Origin of the sequence: Sphaerisporangium flaviroseum (assembly GCF_039537005.1) — a bacterium.
In the GTDB taxonomy this organism is placed as follows: Bacteria; Actinomycetota; Actinomycetes; order Streptosporangiales; family Streptosporangiaceae; genus Sphaerisporangium; species Sphaerisporangium flaviroseum.
The window spans coordinates 1,321,986-1,337,325 of the sequence record NZ_BAAAZR010000001.1 but is presented as its reverse complement, the minus strand read 5'-3'; the positions used below and the strand labels follow the sequence as shown (position 1 = coordinate 1,337,325).

Annotated in this window: 17 protein-coding genes and 1 pseudogene; 5 read left to right on the top strand and 13 right to left on the bottom strand. The window is 67.2% G+C overall.

The annotated features are described in order from the left end of the window. Positions 1 to 436: 436 nt before the first annotated feature. From ABD810_RS06280 to ABD810_RS06255, 6 genes and pseudogenes are all read right to left on the bottom strand, one after another. Complete coding sequence (locus tag ABD810_RS06280) at positions 437 to 922, bottom strand: DUF6069 family protein (protein ID WP_344935322.1); 486 nt, start codon at positions 920 to 922, stop codon at positions 437 to 439. 12 nt (positions 923 to 934) lie between these two features. Beyond that, positions 935 to 1,216 (bottom strand): hypothetical protein, encoded by a 282-nt coding sequence (locus ABD810_RS06275; RefSeq protein ID WP_344935319.1) that lies wholly within the window; start codon positions 1,214 to 1,216, stop codon positions 935 to 937. 4 nt (positions 1,217 to 1,220) lie between these two features. Further along, the gene (locus ABD810_RS06270; protein WP_344935316.1) at positions 1,221 to 2,249 is read right to left on the bottom strand and encodes an RNA polymerase subunit sigma-70; all 1,029 of its coding nucleotides are present in this window, start codon (positions 2,247 to 2,249) and stop codon (positions 1,221 to 1,223) included. A gap of 641 nt (positions 2,250 to 2,890) precedes the next feature. Next, a complete protein-coding gene (locus ABD810_RS06265; protein WP_344935313.1) occupies positions 2,891 to 3,163 on the bottom strand; it encodes a hypothetical protein in 273 nt (90 codons plus the stop codon). Positions 3,164 to 3,491: 328 nt separating this feature from the next. Then, positions 3,492 to 4,799 carry a YncE family protein gene (locus ABD810_RS06260; RefSeq protein ID WP_344935311.1) on the bottom strand — a complete coding sequence of 436 codons (1,308 nt, stop codon included), beginning with the start codon at positions 4,797 to 4,799 and terminating at the stop codon, positions 3,492 to 3,494. A 271-nt stretch (positions 4,800 to 5,070) separates the two neighbouring features. Beyond that, positions 5,071 to 5,504: pseudogene (locus ABD810_RS06255) on the bottom strand (DinB family protein). A 328-nt stretch (positions 5,505 to 5,832) separates the two neighbouring features. On the opposite strand from ABD810_RS06255, the gene ABD810_RS06250 reads away from it, so the two are divergent. Then, a complete protein-coding gene (locus ABD810_RS06250; protein WP_344935309.1) occupies positions 5,833 to 6,153 on the top strand; it encodes a hypothetical protein in 321 nt (106 codons plus the stop codon). A gap of 115 nt (positions 6,154 to 6,268) precedes the next feature. Here ABD810_RS06250 and ABD810_RS06245 read toward each other — a convergent pair whose 3' ends face one another. Then, a complete protein-coding gene (locus tag ABD810_RS06245) occupies positions 6,269 to 6,925 on the bottom strand; it encodes a uridine kinase family protein (RefSeq protein ID WP_344935307.1) in 657 nt (218 codons plus the stop codon). A 136-nt stretch (positions 6,926 to 7,061) separates the two neighbouring features. Between ABD810_RS06245 and ABD810_RS06240 the strand changes: the two genes are divergently transcribed. Then, positions 7,062 to 7,262, top strand: a complete 201-nt coding sequence (locus tag ABD810_RS06240; protein ID WP_344935305.1) for a hypothetical protein — start codon at positions 7,062 to 7,064, stop codon at positions 7,260 to 7,262. A gap of 352 nt (positions 7,263 to 7,614) precedes the next feature. Here the strand turns inward: ABD810_RS06240 and ABD810_RS06235 are convergent, their stop codons facing one another. The 5 genes from ABD810_RS06235 to ABD810_RS06215 all read right to left on the bottom strand — a co-directional run bounded on the left by ABD810_RS06235 (position 7,615) and on the right by ABD810_RS06215 (position 11,970). Then, positions 7,615 to 8,256, bottom strand: a complete 642-nt coding sequence (locus ABD810_RS06235; RefSeq protein ID WP_344935301.1) for a dihydrofolate reductase family protein — start codon at positions 8,254 to 8,256, stop codon at positions 7,615 to 7,617. Between the two features lie 282 nt (positions 8,257 to 8,538). Next, positions 8,539 to 8,961 carry a fascin domain-containing protein gene (locus tag ABD810_RS06230; RefSeq protein WP_344935297.1) on the bottom strand — a complete coding sequence of 141 codons (423 nt, stop codon included), beginning with the start codon at positions 8,959 to 8,961 and terminating at the stop codon, positions 8,539 to 8,541. Between the two features lie 74 nt (positions 8,962 to 9,035). Then, positions 9,036 to 10,289 carry an SGNH/GDSL hydrolase family protein gene (locus ABD810_RS06225; protein WP_344935294.1) on the bottom strand — a complete coding sequence of 418 codons (1,254 nt, stop codon included), beginning with the start codon at positions 10,287 to 10,289 and terminating at the stop codon, positions 9,036 to 9,038. Between the two features lie 165 nt (positions 10,290 to 10,454). Beyond that, positions 10,455 to 11,129 carry a hypothetical protein gene (locus tag ABD810_RS06220; RefSeq protein WP_344935292.1) on the bottom strand — a complete coding sequence of 225 codons (675 nt, stop codon included), beginning with the start codon at positions 11,127 to 11,129 and terminating at the stop codon, positions 10,455 to 10,457. A gap of 301 nt (positions 11,130 to 11,430) precedes the next feature. Continuing rightward, positions 11,431 to 11,970, bottom strand: a complete 540-nt coding sequence (locus ABD810_RS06215; RefSeq protein WP_344935291.1) for an NUDIX domain-containing protein — start codon at positions 11,968 to 11,970, stop codon at positions 11,431 to 11,433. Positions 11,971 to 12,082: 112 nt separating this feature from the next. Here ABD810_RS06215 and ABD810_RS06210 point away from each other — a divergent pair, with 112 nt between their 5' ends. The 3 genes from ABD810_RS06210 (at position 12,083) to ABD810_RS06200 (ending at position 14,356) form a co-directional block, all read left to right on the top strand. Then, positions 12,083 to 13,201, top strand: a complete 1,119-nt coding sequence (locus ABD810_RS06210; protein WP_344935289.1) for a hypothetical protein — start codon at positions 12,083 to 12,085, stop codon at positions 13,199 to 13,201. Between the two features lie 129 nt (positions 13,202 to 13,330). Continuing rightward, positions 13,331 to 13,876 (top strand): hypothetical protein, encoded by a 546-nt coding sequence (locus ABD810_RS06205; RefSeq protein WP_344935287.1) that lies wholly within the window; start codon positions 13,331 to 13,333, stop codon positions 13,874 to 13,876. Positions 13,877 to 14,008: 132 nt separating this feature from the next. Beyond that, entirely contained in the window at positions 14,009 to 14,356 is a 348-nt protein-coding gene (locus tag ABD810_RS06200; protein WP_344935284.1) for a hypothetical protein, read from the top strand. 274 nt (positions 14,357 to 14,630) lie between these two features. Here the strand turns inward: ABD810_RS06200 and ABD810_RS06195 are convergent, their stop codons facing one another. Then, positions 14,631 to 15,224 carry a dihydrofolate reductase family protein gene (locus tag ABD810_RS06195; protein ID WP_344935281.1) on the bottom strand — a complete coding sequence of 198 codons (594 nt, stop codon included), beginning with the start codon at positions 15,222 to 15,224 and terminating at the stop codon, positions 14,631 to 14,633. Between the last annotated feature and the right edge of the window lie 116 nt (positions 15,225 to 15,340).

Below are 15,340 nucleotides of genomic sequence, written 5' to 3'. Positions count from 1 at the left end.
CAGCTCTCCCATAACTTTCCTTCCATCGACTTACGATGAAAACCTATCGACTTTCGATACGTGAAGCAAGAGCTGGGACGGAGGGTTGGCGGCAGTTTCGCGCCGTGGCGGGACTCCGTCGCCCCTCCCATGGCATGGCATTCGCGCGAACCATCTTGATCTCGTCGAAGTTGGCCTGCATGGGCGCGAATCGGACGCCACCCGACTACGCCGAAGCCCTGCGGCCGACCGGCCTTGGAAGTGCACCGACAAGGGGCAGCCGAGTAGGGCCGAACTCTGGGGCCACCCACGTTGGACGGGTGAGGCGGCTGCCACTTCTCAGCGAACTGCCAGAAGTAGCACCACCCTCGCACGAACCCCCACACCGCCAACCCCGATCACTGCACCCATCAACGCACTCATGTTGGGCGCACCTCAGTCCGCACCCCCAACCCGGTCAGGTGCTCACGGCAGACGACCCAGTGTGGCCGCCGGTCCGGATGCGGAGGCTCCGCGCCAGGGTGGGGATCATCACCGCCGCAGGGACGAGGTGTAGCCCGAGGAGGGCGATGGTGGTGGCGGTGTTCGCCCCGGAGAGGAGAGGCGGGACCAACGAGATCGCGGTCAGCGACACTGCCGTCCACACGAATCGCTCGACGGGGCGAGCGCTCCAACGAAGAAGAGCGACGGCAATGACGATGCCCACGACCGAGAAGAAGCCGGTCACCACGGCGAACCCGGGCAACGGGATCGTCTCGCCACCATCGGGAACCTCGAAGTCGACGCCAACGGCCTGGGCAAGCGCGGCGGCGAGGGTGGTGGCCACCATCGCCGCGAGCGTGGCAAGGAAGCCGGTGACGGCGAGCCCGCGGAGTCGGTGGGTGTGGCTGGTCTGGCCCGATGCCGGGCCTGCGACCACCCCGGTGTCATTCATGCTGTTCATGTCGTTCCTCCATCATTCGGTAACCGGCGTACAGGGTGTGTTGACTGGTATGTGACGGTCCTGGCCCTGCCGCGTGACGATGCGCACCCTCGCCGTTCGACGGCCGGGGTTCCGCAGGGCGCGAACGCCGGTGCCGCGGAGCCAGAACCCGGCGTCGCGTCCGAGGACCGGCCCGGGCTCGCCGTCGCGCAGCTCCAACTGCACCCGCCCGCGGGTGACGACGCAGAACGCGTCGCACCACTGCGCCGCGACCACCGCGACACGCGCGCCGCCGCGCAGCGCGAGCGTCCACACGGGACTACTCCGTGCCGTCCGCCGGCAGGCGCTCCGGCAGCCCGAGCCGCGGGAACTGGTCGTCGTGGAACGTGACGATCTCGGTGATCGCCCCGCGGGTGACGCGCAGGACGTCGATCGTCAGCGGCAGGAACGCGCCCTCCCGCTTCCGCCACAGGTAGAAGGCGACGGCGGGCTGCCGGTTCACGGAGGTGGGGACGGCGCGCAGGTGCTTCATGCTCTCGAAGCCGCTCTCGACCCAGTCGTTCACCACCGCGTCGCGGCCGACGTACAGGCCCGGCGTGGGCGGCATCGAGCAGCGGACGTCGTCCCGCAGCAGTGCGGCGAGCCCTTCGAGGTCCGTGGCCACGCTGGCGTCGGTATAGCGGCGCACCAGCTCGCGCGTCCCGGCGTCCTCCTCGCCGCCGGTCCAGTCCTGCCGCTCGGCGGGCAGGTGCTCCCGCATGCCGGCGCGGGCCCGCTGCAGCGCGCTGTTCACGGAGTTGACGGAGTCCCCGAGGAGCTCCGCGACGTCCTTCGCCGGCCAGCCGAGCACGTCCCGCAGGATCAGCACGGCCCGCGGGCGCGGCGCGAGGTGCTGGACTGCGACCAGGTACGCCAGCTCGATCGTCTCCCGCGCGACGGCGACGGCCTCCGGCTCGTCCGCGTCGCCCGCAGGCAGCTCGTCGAGCAGCCGGTCCGGGTAGGGCTGCAGCCACAGCACCTCGCCGCCGGTCGCAGGCTCCGGGCGGCACTTGGCGAGCAGGTCCAGGCAGGCGTTGGTGGCGATCCGGTACAGCCAGGCCCGGAACGTCGACCGCCCCTCGAAGGTCTCCCGCCGCCGCCAGGCACGGAGGAACGTCTCCTGCACGGTGTCCTCGGCGTCCTCGAACGACCCGAGCATCCGGTAGCAGTGCACGTGCAGCTCCCGCCGGTGCCGCTCCGCCAGCCCCGAGAACGCCGGCTCGTCGACCTCACCCAGACCGCTCCCGCCCAGACCGCCCTCGCCCAGACCGCTCACGTCCAGCTCCTCCAGTCGCGTGTCCGCACTCATCACGTCATCCTTCCGCCTCGTCGTGTCCCGTCGTAGTTATGACGGGTGCGGGCGCGACAACTCATCACCAGAGTCGGCCGGCATGGCCGATCCAGTGACGGATCCGGGTGGCGGAGCACGACGCGCGGTACGGCGAGGAGGGCGCGGGTCCGCCGGAGTGGGTGGGGTGCGCCGGAGTGGGCACGGGTGCGCGACCGCCTGGCACGTGCCGGGGTCGCCTGGTTCACGACGACGCGGTGGGCATGGACGCACGCGCACGGCACAAGGTCCACTGAAAATGGGCTTGATCTTGGAGCCGAGACCCAGCTCACCTGGGGAGATGCGCGCCCGAAGGGATTCGAACCCCGGCGCTGTTGCGTTACCGGATCGATGGACAAGCTAGGCCCGCCGACTACCTGTCCTCCGCAGGTTGCTGGGACCGTGCAGGGGCGGGGTAGTACCCCGTCCTCATCGCTGGTCGAGTGTCCCTCACCCCTGTCACCGACTCCGACACACGCCGTCGCGGCGCCGAGCAGGCCGATGGTGACGAGGGCCGGGCCGGCGAGGGGCCGCATGACAAGAGCGCCTGCCCCGCGGGCAGACGCTCGTGCTCATCGACGAGGCTCTCCGGATGTCGGCCCGGGGGCCGTCAGTTCTTCCGGTTACCAGACCCGGATGAGGTACATGTGGAGGTCGTTCAGGTTATTGCTCGGGTTGTAGGTGCAGTAAGTCCTATAACCCTGCAAATTCACCCCGGCTTTGGCCTTACAGTCGTTGCAGTTGCCGTAGCTCCTGATGAACTTGCTGGGGGGCGTGGCCTGCGTCGGGAAGTTACAGGTGTTCGCGGCGAATGCCGGCGTCGGTGCGACAACAGCCGGCAGGAGCGCCGACGCACAAAGAGCCACGGTCGCAAAGGCTTTTTTCGCTATTGCCATGAGTCCTCCTACCAAGAGTGCATGGGTGTTTCGGTCCGGTAAGATTCGCCAAACCTGTACGCACCTTATAACGCGCTTACCGGGGTGACCAGTGGCCGCGGAAAACAGGGCTGTGCGTAACCAGCCGGTGTCGCTCCGCCCTCTCCTGACTCCACCTCCTGCCCCGTCGGGACGTCTCCGGAGGGAGCACTCCGCCGCCGGAAGGCCGCCCACAAGCTGGGCGATCAATCGGATCAGGAAGTCGCAGGCAATCGAACATCCCACCGCGAGACAAGCTCGCTCGTCTACGCAAGCCGTATCCGGCGACTCATTCTGGAGCGTGGACGCATCAGAACCGGGGGATGCGCCATCGGGTGAGGTGCCGGTCGTCACGTACGCACATCAACTCGCCCGCTCCCGGATGGTGATGGGTCGGGGCGAAGCCGGGGACGGTCGCGGTTCGCTCGCCGGTGTATGGATCCCACATCTCCAGCCCGTCCGGCGCAACGCTGAACAGCCGCCCGTGCTGCGCGAACAGCGCACCCCTCGGCCCGCCGATGCGAATCAGCTCGAGGCCTGTGCCGGCGTTGAATATCCGCACGCCGGGGAGAAGCATTTCATAGTCGCTGCCGATCCCGCTGATCGCGAGCAGGTCGTCGGCGACCCAGCACATCGGGGAATCCCAGTGATAAACCCGGTCGCACAGATTGCGCACGGAGGGACCATCCTCCGACTCCCACGGATTGGCGTTCAGCCATCGGTGGACATCCCAGAGACGTGGAATCCCCACCGGGTGCCACACCCATCCATCGTCGGCGACCCATCGGCCATCCGGTGAGATGTGCAGCCTGCCGTGGAAGTAGTCCAGACGGTGGTCCCGTGCTCGCGCCGCTTCGCTCTTCTTGGATTCCCGGGCGATCAGCAGTTCACCGGTCTGGGGATCGGAGACGTCGAGCCGGTTCCATCCGGAACGATGAATCATCACGGTCCGCGCGCCGAAGTCGGTGAAGCACAGCGCGAAAGGCACGGTCTCGGGGTGGTAATCCCCGCCGTCCAGCTGCATCGTGACCTTACCGGATCTCAGGTCGACCACCTGGCCGTGCCGGCCGTAGTCGTGGACGATGGCCGCGACGTCTCCCTTCGGCGATACGTGGAGCCGCCGCCTGGCCTTCGCCCCGCGAGAGGCGTGTTCGGGCTTGTCGGGGAGCGTGCTTCTCGCGATCGGAACCCAGTCGCCTGACCCGGCGTCGAGCCGCACCAGCCAGCCGCTATGGGTGAGTACGATCCACACCGGCTGAGTTCCGTCGGTCACCGGGGCCAGGTCCACGACTGGGCCGAGGCTGCGGCGGATCTCCACCTCCATCACGGTCGCGTCCACCGGTTCGGGCCGCTCCAGGACGCTAGACGTGCCACGCCAGCCCTGCAGCGCCCACATGTCGTCCTCGAGGCGAGCCACACACCCCTCACAGGCCTCCAGCAGCGGTGCCTGGTCACCCCTGGCGGTCGCCAGGTCGCACTCGACGCAGCACATGTCGTACTGGATCCCTACTCCGGTCAGCAGGGCGATGTACTCCTCGGCCGGTTCGTCGCCGATCAGATGGGGGCACAACCGGCTCCGCCCGGCATGGGCGACATGCCCGCAGGGCAGTGATTCCACGCCGCCCAGTCTTCGCCAAACCTGGTTCACCGGAAACCCTGGTCCGGAAATACGGTCCTAGAAGACTTCCCAAGCTGACAGCGTGGGTCCGATTCCCGCCACCCGCTCCACCCCGAAGCCCAGGCAGGGACGCGCTCCCAGGCCCGGGCTTTGATCGTTTCAGCACCTTCTCGATCACCCGCTACGTGCCCGATCGACTGCGATCCTCACACTTCGGTGCCTCTTCGACGAGCCTCCCCATGCCTTCGGCGATCATCCTGTCCCGCGGCGCTTACTGTCCGACGCGGCCGTCGATGCGCTCACGCAGGAGGTCGGCGTGGCCGCAGTGCCGCGCGTACTCGACGATCTGCGCCACCAGGATGTCGCGAAGCTGCAAGTCCGCCCCGTCGGGGCCGAGGTCGGAGACGCCGGCGTTCCGGGTGCCGAGGTCGGCGACTCCCGCCACGAACTGGTCGGTGAGCTCTACTCGGCCCGCCACTGCCGCCAGGCGTCCTCCACGACCGCCGGGTCGGCGATCGCGCCGTTCCAGTCGCCGTCACGGTCCTCGTCGGTGCAGTACAGCTTCGGCGCGTCCTCTCCGGCCATGACTCGGCGAAGGTGTCTCTCCCCCTCGGTCAGGTGCCGCACCAGCCCGAGCAGGGACATCGTGGACGGTGGTACGGATCGTCGGGCAAGCTGCTCGGCATCCAGGCCCGCGCATTTCATTTCCATGGTCAGGGGGTAGTGGCGCAGATAGTCGAGCAGTATGCCGCGTTCGTCGAGGGCCTCGACATCGGTTTCGCGCGGATCGTCGTCCGGGTCGACCCACATGTCGCGGTACACCGTCGACTTCGTCCACCGCGTCGGAACGGGCTCACTCGCATCCGAGGTAGTCATCACCGCATCGTCGGCCCTTCGGCCTCCCGGACGCCACCGAATATCCCCGACCCTACATCCCGAAACTGCCGAAAGACCGGGTGCTAACGGTTGATGACGCGGGCACCCAATCACCAATCTTGACGCTGGAACACAGCGGTGCGACCATCCATTCACTGTGACCTCCGATCCATCGGATGCCAACGGGCCGAACTACAAGCCCATCGCTTTCATCCTCATCTTGCTGAGCACAATTCTTATGGTCATGCCGGTACGCCGCATTGTGATTGAGGTCAGCGAGTTCGGCCTGCGGCAGTTCATTGTTCCGGTGCTCATCGCGATCGGACTACCCATGCTCGGGGCGCTCGTAGGAGCCTTCTTGAGGTTTCGGGGTCCAGGCGGCAGACTCTTCGGCATCACATTGGGGATCTTCATCGCCGGCCTGCTCCTGATGGCGCTACTCGCTTACTGGTGGTTCTACTCCCTCACCAACTTCTGATCTGGTGCCTTGGTGCTGGAGTGGCCCGTCCACGCCATCAGTTCCTCGGGACGGTCCACCCCGGCGTTGTTGATCTCGAACCGCTCACCCGCGTTCTGCGGGCGGGTCGGCCGGCCTAAGAGCCGGTCGGCGGGGCGACGACCAGCTCGGTGTCCGGGTCGTGGTCCATCTGCGGAGGACCGGCGACGATCATGGTGGCTCGGGCCCACGGCTGTTCTCGCAAGATGAACGGCAGTTCCTCCAGCAGCCACTTCGCCACGTGCTCCAGCTGCTCAGGGGAGTCGCCGTCGCGGACGACCAGCAAGCGCTCTTGCTCATCGAGGTCACCCTGCATCCACACCGAGGCGTCCAACCACGGGGCAAGCTCCTCGCGGATGATGCCGGTGCCCTCGACCCAGATGACGTCGGCACCGGCGGGGATGGTGATCGATCCGGGCCGGTCGTGGGTGATCCAGGCATCAGGGCGGAAGTCCACCGCCTCACCCCGGTGCAGGGGTTGCAGGATGTTCTCGACGAGCACGGCGCCCCAGTCGAAGTAGGCGTGGTTCCAGGCGATGTCGTCGGTGTGCACGATGGCGGAGTTGGGCACCACCTTGCGTAACCGCTCGGCCAGGGTCGTCTTGCCAGCGCCGCCCCGGCCATCTATCGCGATCACCCGCGGACGTCCGGTGACGTCGGGTGATGCATCGCGCAGCTGCCGGACGACGTCGAGCACGGTCATCACCCGCCAGCCAACGGCCTCGGTCTCGGTCTCGCCTGGATGTAGATGCATCGGCAACCTGCCTCCGGAAGTGAAAACACGAGTCCGGCTGCTCGGCCCGCAGCATCCAGCCGCGATACCATGCCGGGCCGAACCCGTTCGGTACCCGCGCCACCGCCTCGGCGATACGGCCGGCCACGACCGCGTCATGGTCGATCAGCGCCAGCCGCCCGTCCAGATCCCGTACGGCTTGCGCCTGCGTCTCGAAATGCGGATCGACCCGCCGCGGCCGGAGCGGATCGGCGCAGAACAGGAAACCCACCGTCATGATCGACAGGATAGAAGTGCCGGCCCCAGCCGCTCATCCTGTTATTCCGTTGCCCGGGTTGAGCCGGGCCTCGGCTCGTGAGCACCCATCGGCGGCGCTGTGCGCCGTCGCGGAAGGCGCGGTACGCGTACGCGGCCTTGTCCAGGGGCACGGTGCCGGCCCGGCGCGGTTCCAGCGAAGGAACTTCTCGACGATTGGTTGGGGTTCCGCCGTCAATCCTTCCTCCGAGCACTGCAGAACCATAGACCCACGCTGCTCAGGCCAGGGGCCGCCCGGTGGAGGAAGAACACCATGCGCGCGCATTCCGAGGAACCAGACAGCACCTGCTGCACCGATGGCGAGAAGCACAGCCATGGCGACTACGGCTGTGCGCCACCGTGAACGTGGCTCGGATACACCCGCCGGCGGCGTGGTCGCCACCGACGGTCGCTGTTCAGCTCGGATCGGCTCCGCGGTCTTCGCGTCGCATGTCCCCGGCGCTGGGGGTTCCCGCACCGAGGCCGTAACGCAGGAGCACGGCGCCTTTGGGCGAGGCGACGGGCGGCTCGAGGAGCACCAGGTTGGCCGGCACCGCGCCGTCTGCGAACACCTTCTTGCCGACGCCGAGCACGATGGGGTAGACCCACAGGTCCAGCCGGTCGAAGAGGCGCTCACGCAGGAGGGTCTGCACCAGGTTCAGGCTTCCGATCACGTGGACGTGCTCATGCTTGTCACGCAACTCGTGCACGGCGCTCACCAGGTCGGGTCCCAGCTGCGTCGAGCCCGCCCAGTCCAGCTCCGGGTTGCCTCGCGAGGCGACGTACTTCGGGATGCTGTTGAAATGCGTGGCGATCCCGCCGTCGACGCCGTCGACCTGGTTCGGCCAGAACGCGGCGAAGATGTCGTAGGTCTTGCGGCCCAGGAGCAGGGCGTCCATGCCCTCCATTCCGGCGCCGACCTGCTGGCCGACCGTGTCGTCGAACAACGGCGCCTGCCATCCCCCGAACGGGAAGCCGTCAGGGTCCTCCTCTGGATCACCCGGCGCCTGGCCAACCAGGTCGAGCGTCGCGAACAGGTCGATGTGGATCATGCCCATGGTGCCCTCCTCATGTACCGGCTTGCGTTCCGGCACGAACTTACACCGGTGTCCGGACGCGAACCGGTCGAACGATCACCGAGAACCCGACCAGGTGATCGGACGCACCTGATGCATGAGGAAAGACGGCAACGGCCACTGCTCTCGGGATGGCGAGGCCCGGAAATCCCGACGGGAGCCGCCCTGCTGGACCTGCGCCACCGAACCACTCAGCCTGCCCCGGGATGGCCGCCCCCTCCCGAGGTTCCGGAGGGGGCGGCGACCTGGGTGTCGGCCTCGCCGTTACTGGAGCCGGAACTTCTCCCAGGGCCCGATGGCGCTGGAGCGGGCGCGCAGCATCCCGTACCGGTCGCCGGTGTTGCCCAGTTCGGCGGAGACGTAGGTCTGGACGTTGGCGCGCCGGATCGCCACGCAGCCCGTCCCGCAGGAAATGACCCGGAGCTGCTCCCAGGCGCCCGGGCTGGACGCGCGGGCGCGGAGCATCCCCTTGTTACCGCCCGTGTAGCCGAGCTCCGCGGTCACGTACTTGCTCATGTACGTCGACCTGATCGTGTCGTACAAGGTGCCCTGGCAGATCTCGAACCTCTCCCAGGGCCCGACCTGGGTGGCGCGGGCGCGCAGCATCCCGCCGTTACTCCCGGACCAGCCGAACTCCGCCGAGACGAACTTGTTGTTGGCCAGCGACATGGTGCGCCGGCAGGGCACGAGTGCGGCCGTCGCGGCATGCAGGGCAGCGCGCCCCGGAGGCAGGGCGCGCTGTCGCGCATCGAGAGGAGACGTCAGGAGATGGTGAGCGTGCCGTTCGGGTTACGGGCGCACGTGACGATCGTGCGTGGCGCAGCGGTGAGGGCGCCGGTCAGACATTGGCCGAGGACGGCATGGCCGGCGGCGTTGGGGTGCCATGTCTCCTGGCAGGTCTGGAAGTAGGTGACGCAGGTGTTCGCCAGCCGCTGGATGCCGATCTTGTCCCAGCCGGACAGGCTGGTGATGAAGGTGCCGGACGGCCCGTCCTGCACCCGGAGCGGCGTGGCGAGCGTGCCCGTCGGGCTGCCGGGGTTCTCGCAGAGCCGGGCGCCGTCGAAGGCCTTCTGGACGTCCAGCACGCGCAGGTCGGCGGTCGGACGCTCGGCCGCCAGCGTGGTGTAGGCGTTCTTGACCAGGGAGCCGAGGTTCTGGGAGAACACGTGCCCGGGGGCGAGGCTCGCGCGGTGGATCGGGCAGCCGGCGGCGTACCGCTCGGCGCCGAGGGCGCGGAACTTGTCGCGGGTGTCGGTGCGGTCGTCCTCGTCCCGGTACTGCGGGGCGACGTCGAGCGGCAGCGGGTTGGTGTAGGTCTGCAGGACCACGCGGTGGACGCCGTCGGCGTCGATCTGGGCGAGGGTGTCGAGGATCTGGCGCAGGGCGGCGGTGGTCTCGGCGGTGGCGGCGGCGACCTGGGCGTCGGTGGCCAGATCCGAGACGGCGCACGGCTCCTGCGGCACCTCGCCGTTCAGGTAGGCCCAGAACTCCCACCAGCCCGTCCAGGCGTCGGCGATGAAGCGGTTGGCGCACAGCTCGGCCACGTTGCCGAAGGTGAACTGGGTGTTGTTGGAGCCGAGGCCGACGAGGACGACGTCGATGTCGTGGGTCTGGGCGACGGCGCGTAGCTGGTCGAGTTGCGAGGCGACCGAGCGGCCGTTGGCGCGGGCGCTGGAGGGGTTGGCGACGTCGGCGGGCTGGCCGCCGGAGCACGCGAGGTTGAAGCGGTCCTGGATGCCGGGGAGTGATGCCTTGAGCAACGAGGCGTTCGCCGACCGGTGGCAGAAGTAGGCGTTGCTGTTGGCCGCCGACCAGCCGGGGAAGGCCTGCGCCGTCCCGGAGGCGTCGACGACGGGCTGGTAGTCCCCTGCGCCCTCCCCGCTGACGAAGCTGTCGCCGAGCGCGACGGCGGCGGTGGGCAGGGCAGCCTGCGCCGCTCCGCCCTGGACGACTTGGATGCCGGCCGCGCCCACCAGGAGCGCGGCCACCGCGGCCGCATGCCGGAGAACCCTCACAACCCCTCATTCCCTACTAAACGAGCATGAAATACGGCTATCTCGATGGCAACCTGCCGCGCGGATGGCGTCAAGATCTCCACAAAGCCCAGCCGCTTCACCTAAGAGATCGCGTATCGCCCTGATCGTCAACCATGCGTTTGCTTGCTCGACGACCCACCAGAATCAGTCCCTTGCCAGAAGAAACGTCGCGGCCAGCTTGCCGGCCAGCTGAGCGACGTCTTGAGAACCGTCGATATCCAGGACCGGCACGTCCAGTTCGAGAGCCTGGCGCCGTACCTCTTCATCCCAGAGCTCGTCACGAGCCAGTCGCTTCGCCAACACGCCGGCGTGATCGCTGTCTCCCCAGTTGGCTCGCGCTCGGGCAGGGTCGGCGAATCGGGTGCCCAGTGCACGGCCCCGGAATTCAGGGGTGGGGAGCAGAAATACGGCTTGCCCGCGCCACGTCAACAATGGTGCGACGTCCGCAGGAAGGGTACGGAAGTCGTCGACCAGCACAGGACGGTCGGCGGGCAAGGTGAGCAGGTCTTCGACGACGAATCCGAATGTCTCGCCGTGCAGGCTGGGCATGGCCTGGAAGACCTCCTCCGGTGCGCGATCCATCCACCTGCGTTCCAGGGACGTGTGCAGCAATTCCCACAGGTGGGGCTGTCGCTGCGGAGTACACCGCTGGACGTAGCCGCGTTCGGCCAGATCGCCGTCGTACACGAGCACGTCGTACCGTTCGGCCAGGATTCTGGCGAGGGTGCTCTTTCCGGCGCCGGAGCCTCCGGCGATCCAGCGGACATGCGACAGCCGGTGAACGAGGTCGGCAGAGTCATCTGGGTCCAGGGTGGGCATGCCTGGCAGTCTCACAAGAGTGAGCAGTGAGAAACAGTCTTGTTCTTGCGTCCCGCTCCGGTGAAGATCGAAGGAGAGGGCCCCATCATGAAATCGGTGACCGTTAGTGGTTCTCAGGACGGTCATCGCCACCGGTCGGCGTCTCCGTGCGCACCGGCATCGGCATGCGGATCGACCCGGAGAAGCGGCTGGTGCATCCCTCGGGCAAGGGGGCCTGGTCCGCGGAGACCTGGCATCCGCTCAGCGCGCGGCAGGTTCGCCTCCTTGCGTGTCAAGGCCGCCGACACCGGCGGCAACGCCTTCACCTCTGCTGGAGCAGCCAGAGCATGTAGGCCGCGATGGAAGACGAGTCGGTGATCGAACCGCTGAGAATCATCTGGACGAACTCTGTGCGATGGACCCAGCGCTGGCGCATGTCCTGCTCGGTGTGTTCGCGGTCGGTCTGCCCCTCGGTGAGCCCGGTGGCCAGGTAGACGTGGAGCCCTTGATCGGTCATCCCGTGGGCGTTGTCCATACGGCCTAGATGGCGCAGCCGCTCGGCACGGAGTCCGGTCTCCTCTGCCAGCTCACGCCGGGCCTCGTCCTCACGCGTCTCGGCCTCCGCCGACCCTTGCGGGAAACTCCATGTGCGGCGGCCGATCGGATACCGGTATTCCTCCACGATGTGAAAGCCATCGTTCTCTTCCGGAATCACCAGGACGAAGTCGGGCCTGACCACGTACCCGTACACGCCGGGCGAGCCATCAGGACGCTCGATCCTGTCCTCTCGTACCGTCATCCACGCGTTGCTGTAAACCACGTGAGTGGAGACCTGCCGGATCACTGGCTGCGCTTCGGTCATGATGCCGCATGCTACCCACACCGGGACGGCCGTCTCGACCCTGATCTCCCCGTGCCGAAGCTCGCGGCCGGCCCACCCTTCCCGGTGCCGTGAATTTCTTGGAAATTGCCATGTGTTCGAGGAAAAGCCAATTGGTTATTCCGTGTCTCCTACGCTGGTCACCAGCAGCGTCAATTCAGAGGGGAATGCCATGAATATGAACCGGTTGGGCCATGCGGCGGCGGGGGCCGTGCTACTGCTGGCTTCGGGCACGATGGTGTCGGGCGCCGCGTCCGCCTCGGCCGCCACCAGTGCCGCGTGCACCTGGACGCGATCCGTCTTAGCCGTGCCTTCGGGCACCAGGCAATCAGAGGTCACGGCGACGAACCATCAGGGCGGTTTCTCGGGCCGGGCCGTGCTCGCCGATGGCTACTGGCACGGTGTTTCCTGGAGGAACGGACAGTTCATCGACTATGGCACCAAGGTCGGCGACGAGCCGTTCACGATTCTGCCGGATGAGACCCGGTCGGGCACCGTGCTGGCCGGAACCGGGATCGCCGTCCCTCCTTATTACGGACCCAGCTACGCGGTGCTCATCAAGAATGGCCAGGCGACGAAACTCGTCCGCCCGGCGAACAACGGATTCCTCCGGCCATTGACCATCAATGAGAATGGCGATGTCACCGGCCGGAACATGGTCCGGGTCGACACCCAGTATGTGCATCGCCTGCTGCGCTGGCCGGCGGATCGTCCCGGTCAGGTGATCGAGACCGTCCTGCCTGACAAGTACGAACCCGAGCACGCGGACGAGGACGGCACGGTGCTGCTGCGCACCCCGGACGGCCCGGCGCTGTGGCGGAACGGCACGATCACACCCCTGGCCAAGATCTCCGGGGCGGCAGGCATGTTCGCCACCAAGATCTCGAACGGGCGCGTGATCGGCCGGGTGAGCTACACCTCGCCTTACCGGAGCTACGGGGTGCTGTGGGACACCGATGGGGTGCCGCGCGTGCTGCCGAAGAGCTCCGACACCCGGGCCATCAACCGTGACGGCCTGATCACCGGGATCACGGATGAGGCCACGGGGGGCGGCGAGGGCATCTGGCGCCTCGGCCAGTTCGTCCACGCCGTCCCGAAGTCGCCCACGCACAGCATGTGGCTCACGGTCGCCTCTGACGACGGCTCGGTGGCCGGTAGCACGTACAACGTGAACGACGGCACGGGCGAGTCGTTCGTCTTGCGCTGCGTCTGACCGGGCGGCACGCCGGCTCGGCGGCGACCATGAGCGCCGACAGGTCAGGAGCCGGATGGAACGGGATGGAACGCAGAAGAGGTAGGACGGACCAGCGACCTCAGGTCGCTCGACTCAAGGATCCCTGCCATGGACACCAACCACGGTTCCCTTCTGCGTTCCCCGATTCACCGGATGCGGTTCGCCCTCGCCGGCCGGATGCTGATCGTCTTATCGGTCGTGGCCTTCGCCGGCGCAGGCCTGGCAGGACCCACATCGGCCAGGGCGTCGCCCGAGTTGAAGTGCAAGAGCGGCACCGGGTACGCGATCTGCTTCAGCCTCGACCGGCTCGACGACGGGAACATCGCCGTCCACCTCGGCATCGACGTGGACATGAGCCGAGCGGACGCCCAGGCCATCATCGACCACCCGGGGGAGGAGTTCTCCGCGAAGATCCGCGGGGACGACCCTGTCTCTGACAACAACCTGGTGTCGGTGCCGGTCACCTGGAGCGCTGCCTGGGAGGGCGGGCTGTCGGCCGAGTTCGACCGGGTGGCGACCTTCGGTCAGCTCAACGAGGACGACGGGTTCTTCGACGGCTACGTCGACGAGTTGTACGGCCACATCGACCTGGCCGACCCCCGCAGCGGCCAGACGCGCGGCTTCAACTCCGTCGTCATCAGCGGCTACTACTGAGCGTCGTTCTTGCCCGCCCGTTAAGGGCATTTAATCCCGTACTAAAGCTGTACGAAGGGGACGACTGGTGTAAGACTTGCTGAGGTTTCGAAGTCGACCTCACCCCCCGGAGGAATCGTGCGCAGAGGCGCCATGGCTTTCCTTACGCTGGTCACCGCGGCAGCCGCTGTGGTCGCGACGACCCAGCCCGCCAACGCCCAGGTCTACAACACCTGCCGGCCCGACCTGTGGACGGGTAAGTGCGCCAGCGGATACACACCCGCGAACCACACTCTCGACCGAGTGTGGATCGGCATCGACACCGGTAGCTCCATTGCCAACTGGGAGGTATGGGACAGGGAGACGGGTGCTCGCGTCGGATCAGGAAAGGTGTCGCCGAACACCAACTTCCGTCATGGGATCTACGGACTGTACGGGAACAAGTACCAGCTGACCATCAACGGGGCCTGGGGAATCTACGGCTTCATCTGCGACTGCTGATGCGTTGACCGGCCTTCATCGCCTGCCACTTCTCGAAGGTGGTAACGGTGGGTCAGGTCGTCTCGGCGGACATCGAAGTGGCCGCTCCACGAGCAAAGGCCTTGGCCAGGGAAACTCCCCGCCAAGGCCTTTACCTTTCCCGCACGCACCCAGGTACGGCCGGCACCGCCACATCCCCGCATCGGATGGCCGGTAGCCACCCATGAAGGGCGAGCGTGTCTTTCAGAGGGGTCGTCGTCCCCTTATGAGGTCCGCAGCACCAGCTTCGCCCGGATCACCCCTCGCTGACCCGCTGGTAGATGCACGCGCGCACGCCGGCGTCACTGGTGATCGTGGAGACCAGCTTGAGCGTGTGCAGCACGCCGGTGTCGGGGAAGATCGTCTTACCCCCGCCGACGATCACCGGCATGATGACGAGCCGAAGCTCATCGAACAGGCCCTCGCTCAGGAGTGTGCGCGCGAGCGCGGCGCTCCCCATGACCACAAGGTCGCCGCCGTCGGCCTCGCGCAGTTCCCTGATGCGGGCGACGGCCTCGGCGCCGGGGATGCGGGTGGTGTTCCATGTCAGCTTGTCGTCGCCGACCGTCTCGGACACGACGTACTTCGATATGGCGTTCATCTTGTCGGCGAACGGGTCGCCGGCTCGCCCGGGCCACGCCGAGGCCATCGTCTGCCACGTGCGGCGCCCGAATAGCAGAGCCTCGGCATTGGCCATCGCGCCGTCGAAGGCACCACCCGCCACCTCCGGGTCGAAGAACGGGTGCGACCAGCCGCCGTGGGTGAACCCGCCGTCGGTGTCCTCCTCGGCTCCGCCCGGGGCCTGCACGACGCCGTCCAAGGTCATGAACTGAACAATCACGATGCGCATGGAACTCGCTCCTCTGAGGTGACGGTTGACCTGGTTCTGGGGGGCGGCCGGGTTCTCGATCACCGCGATGTTCCCCATGACCAAGAGGCTAGAACCGACAATTTAATTTGTCAAGA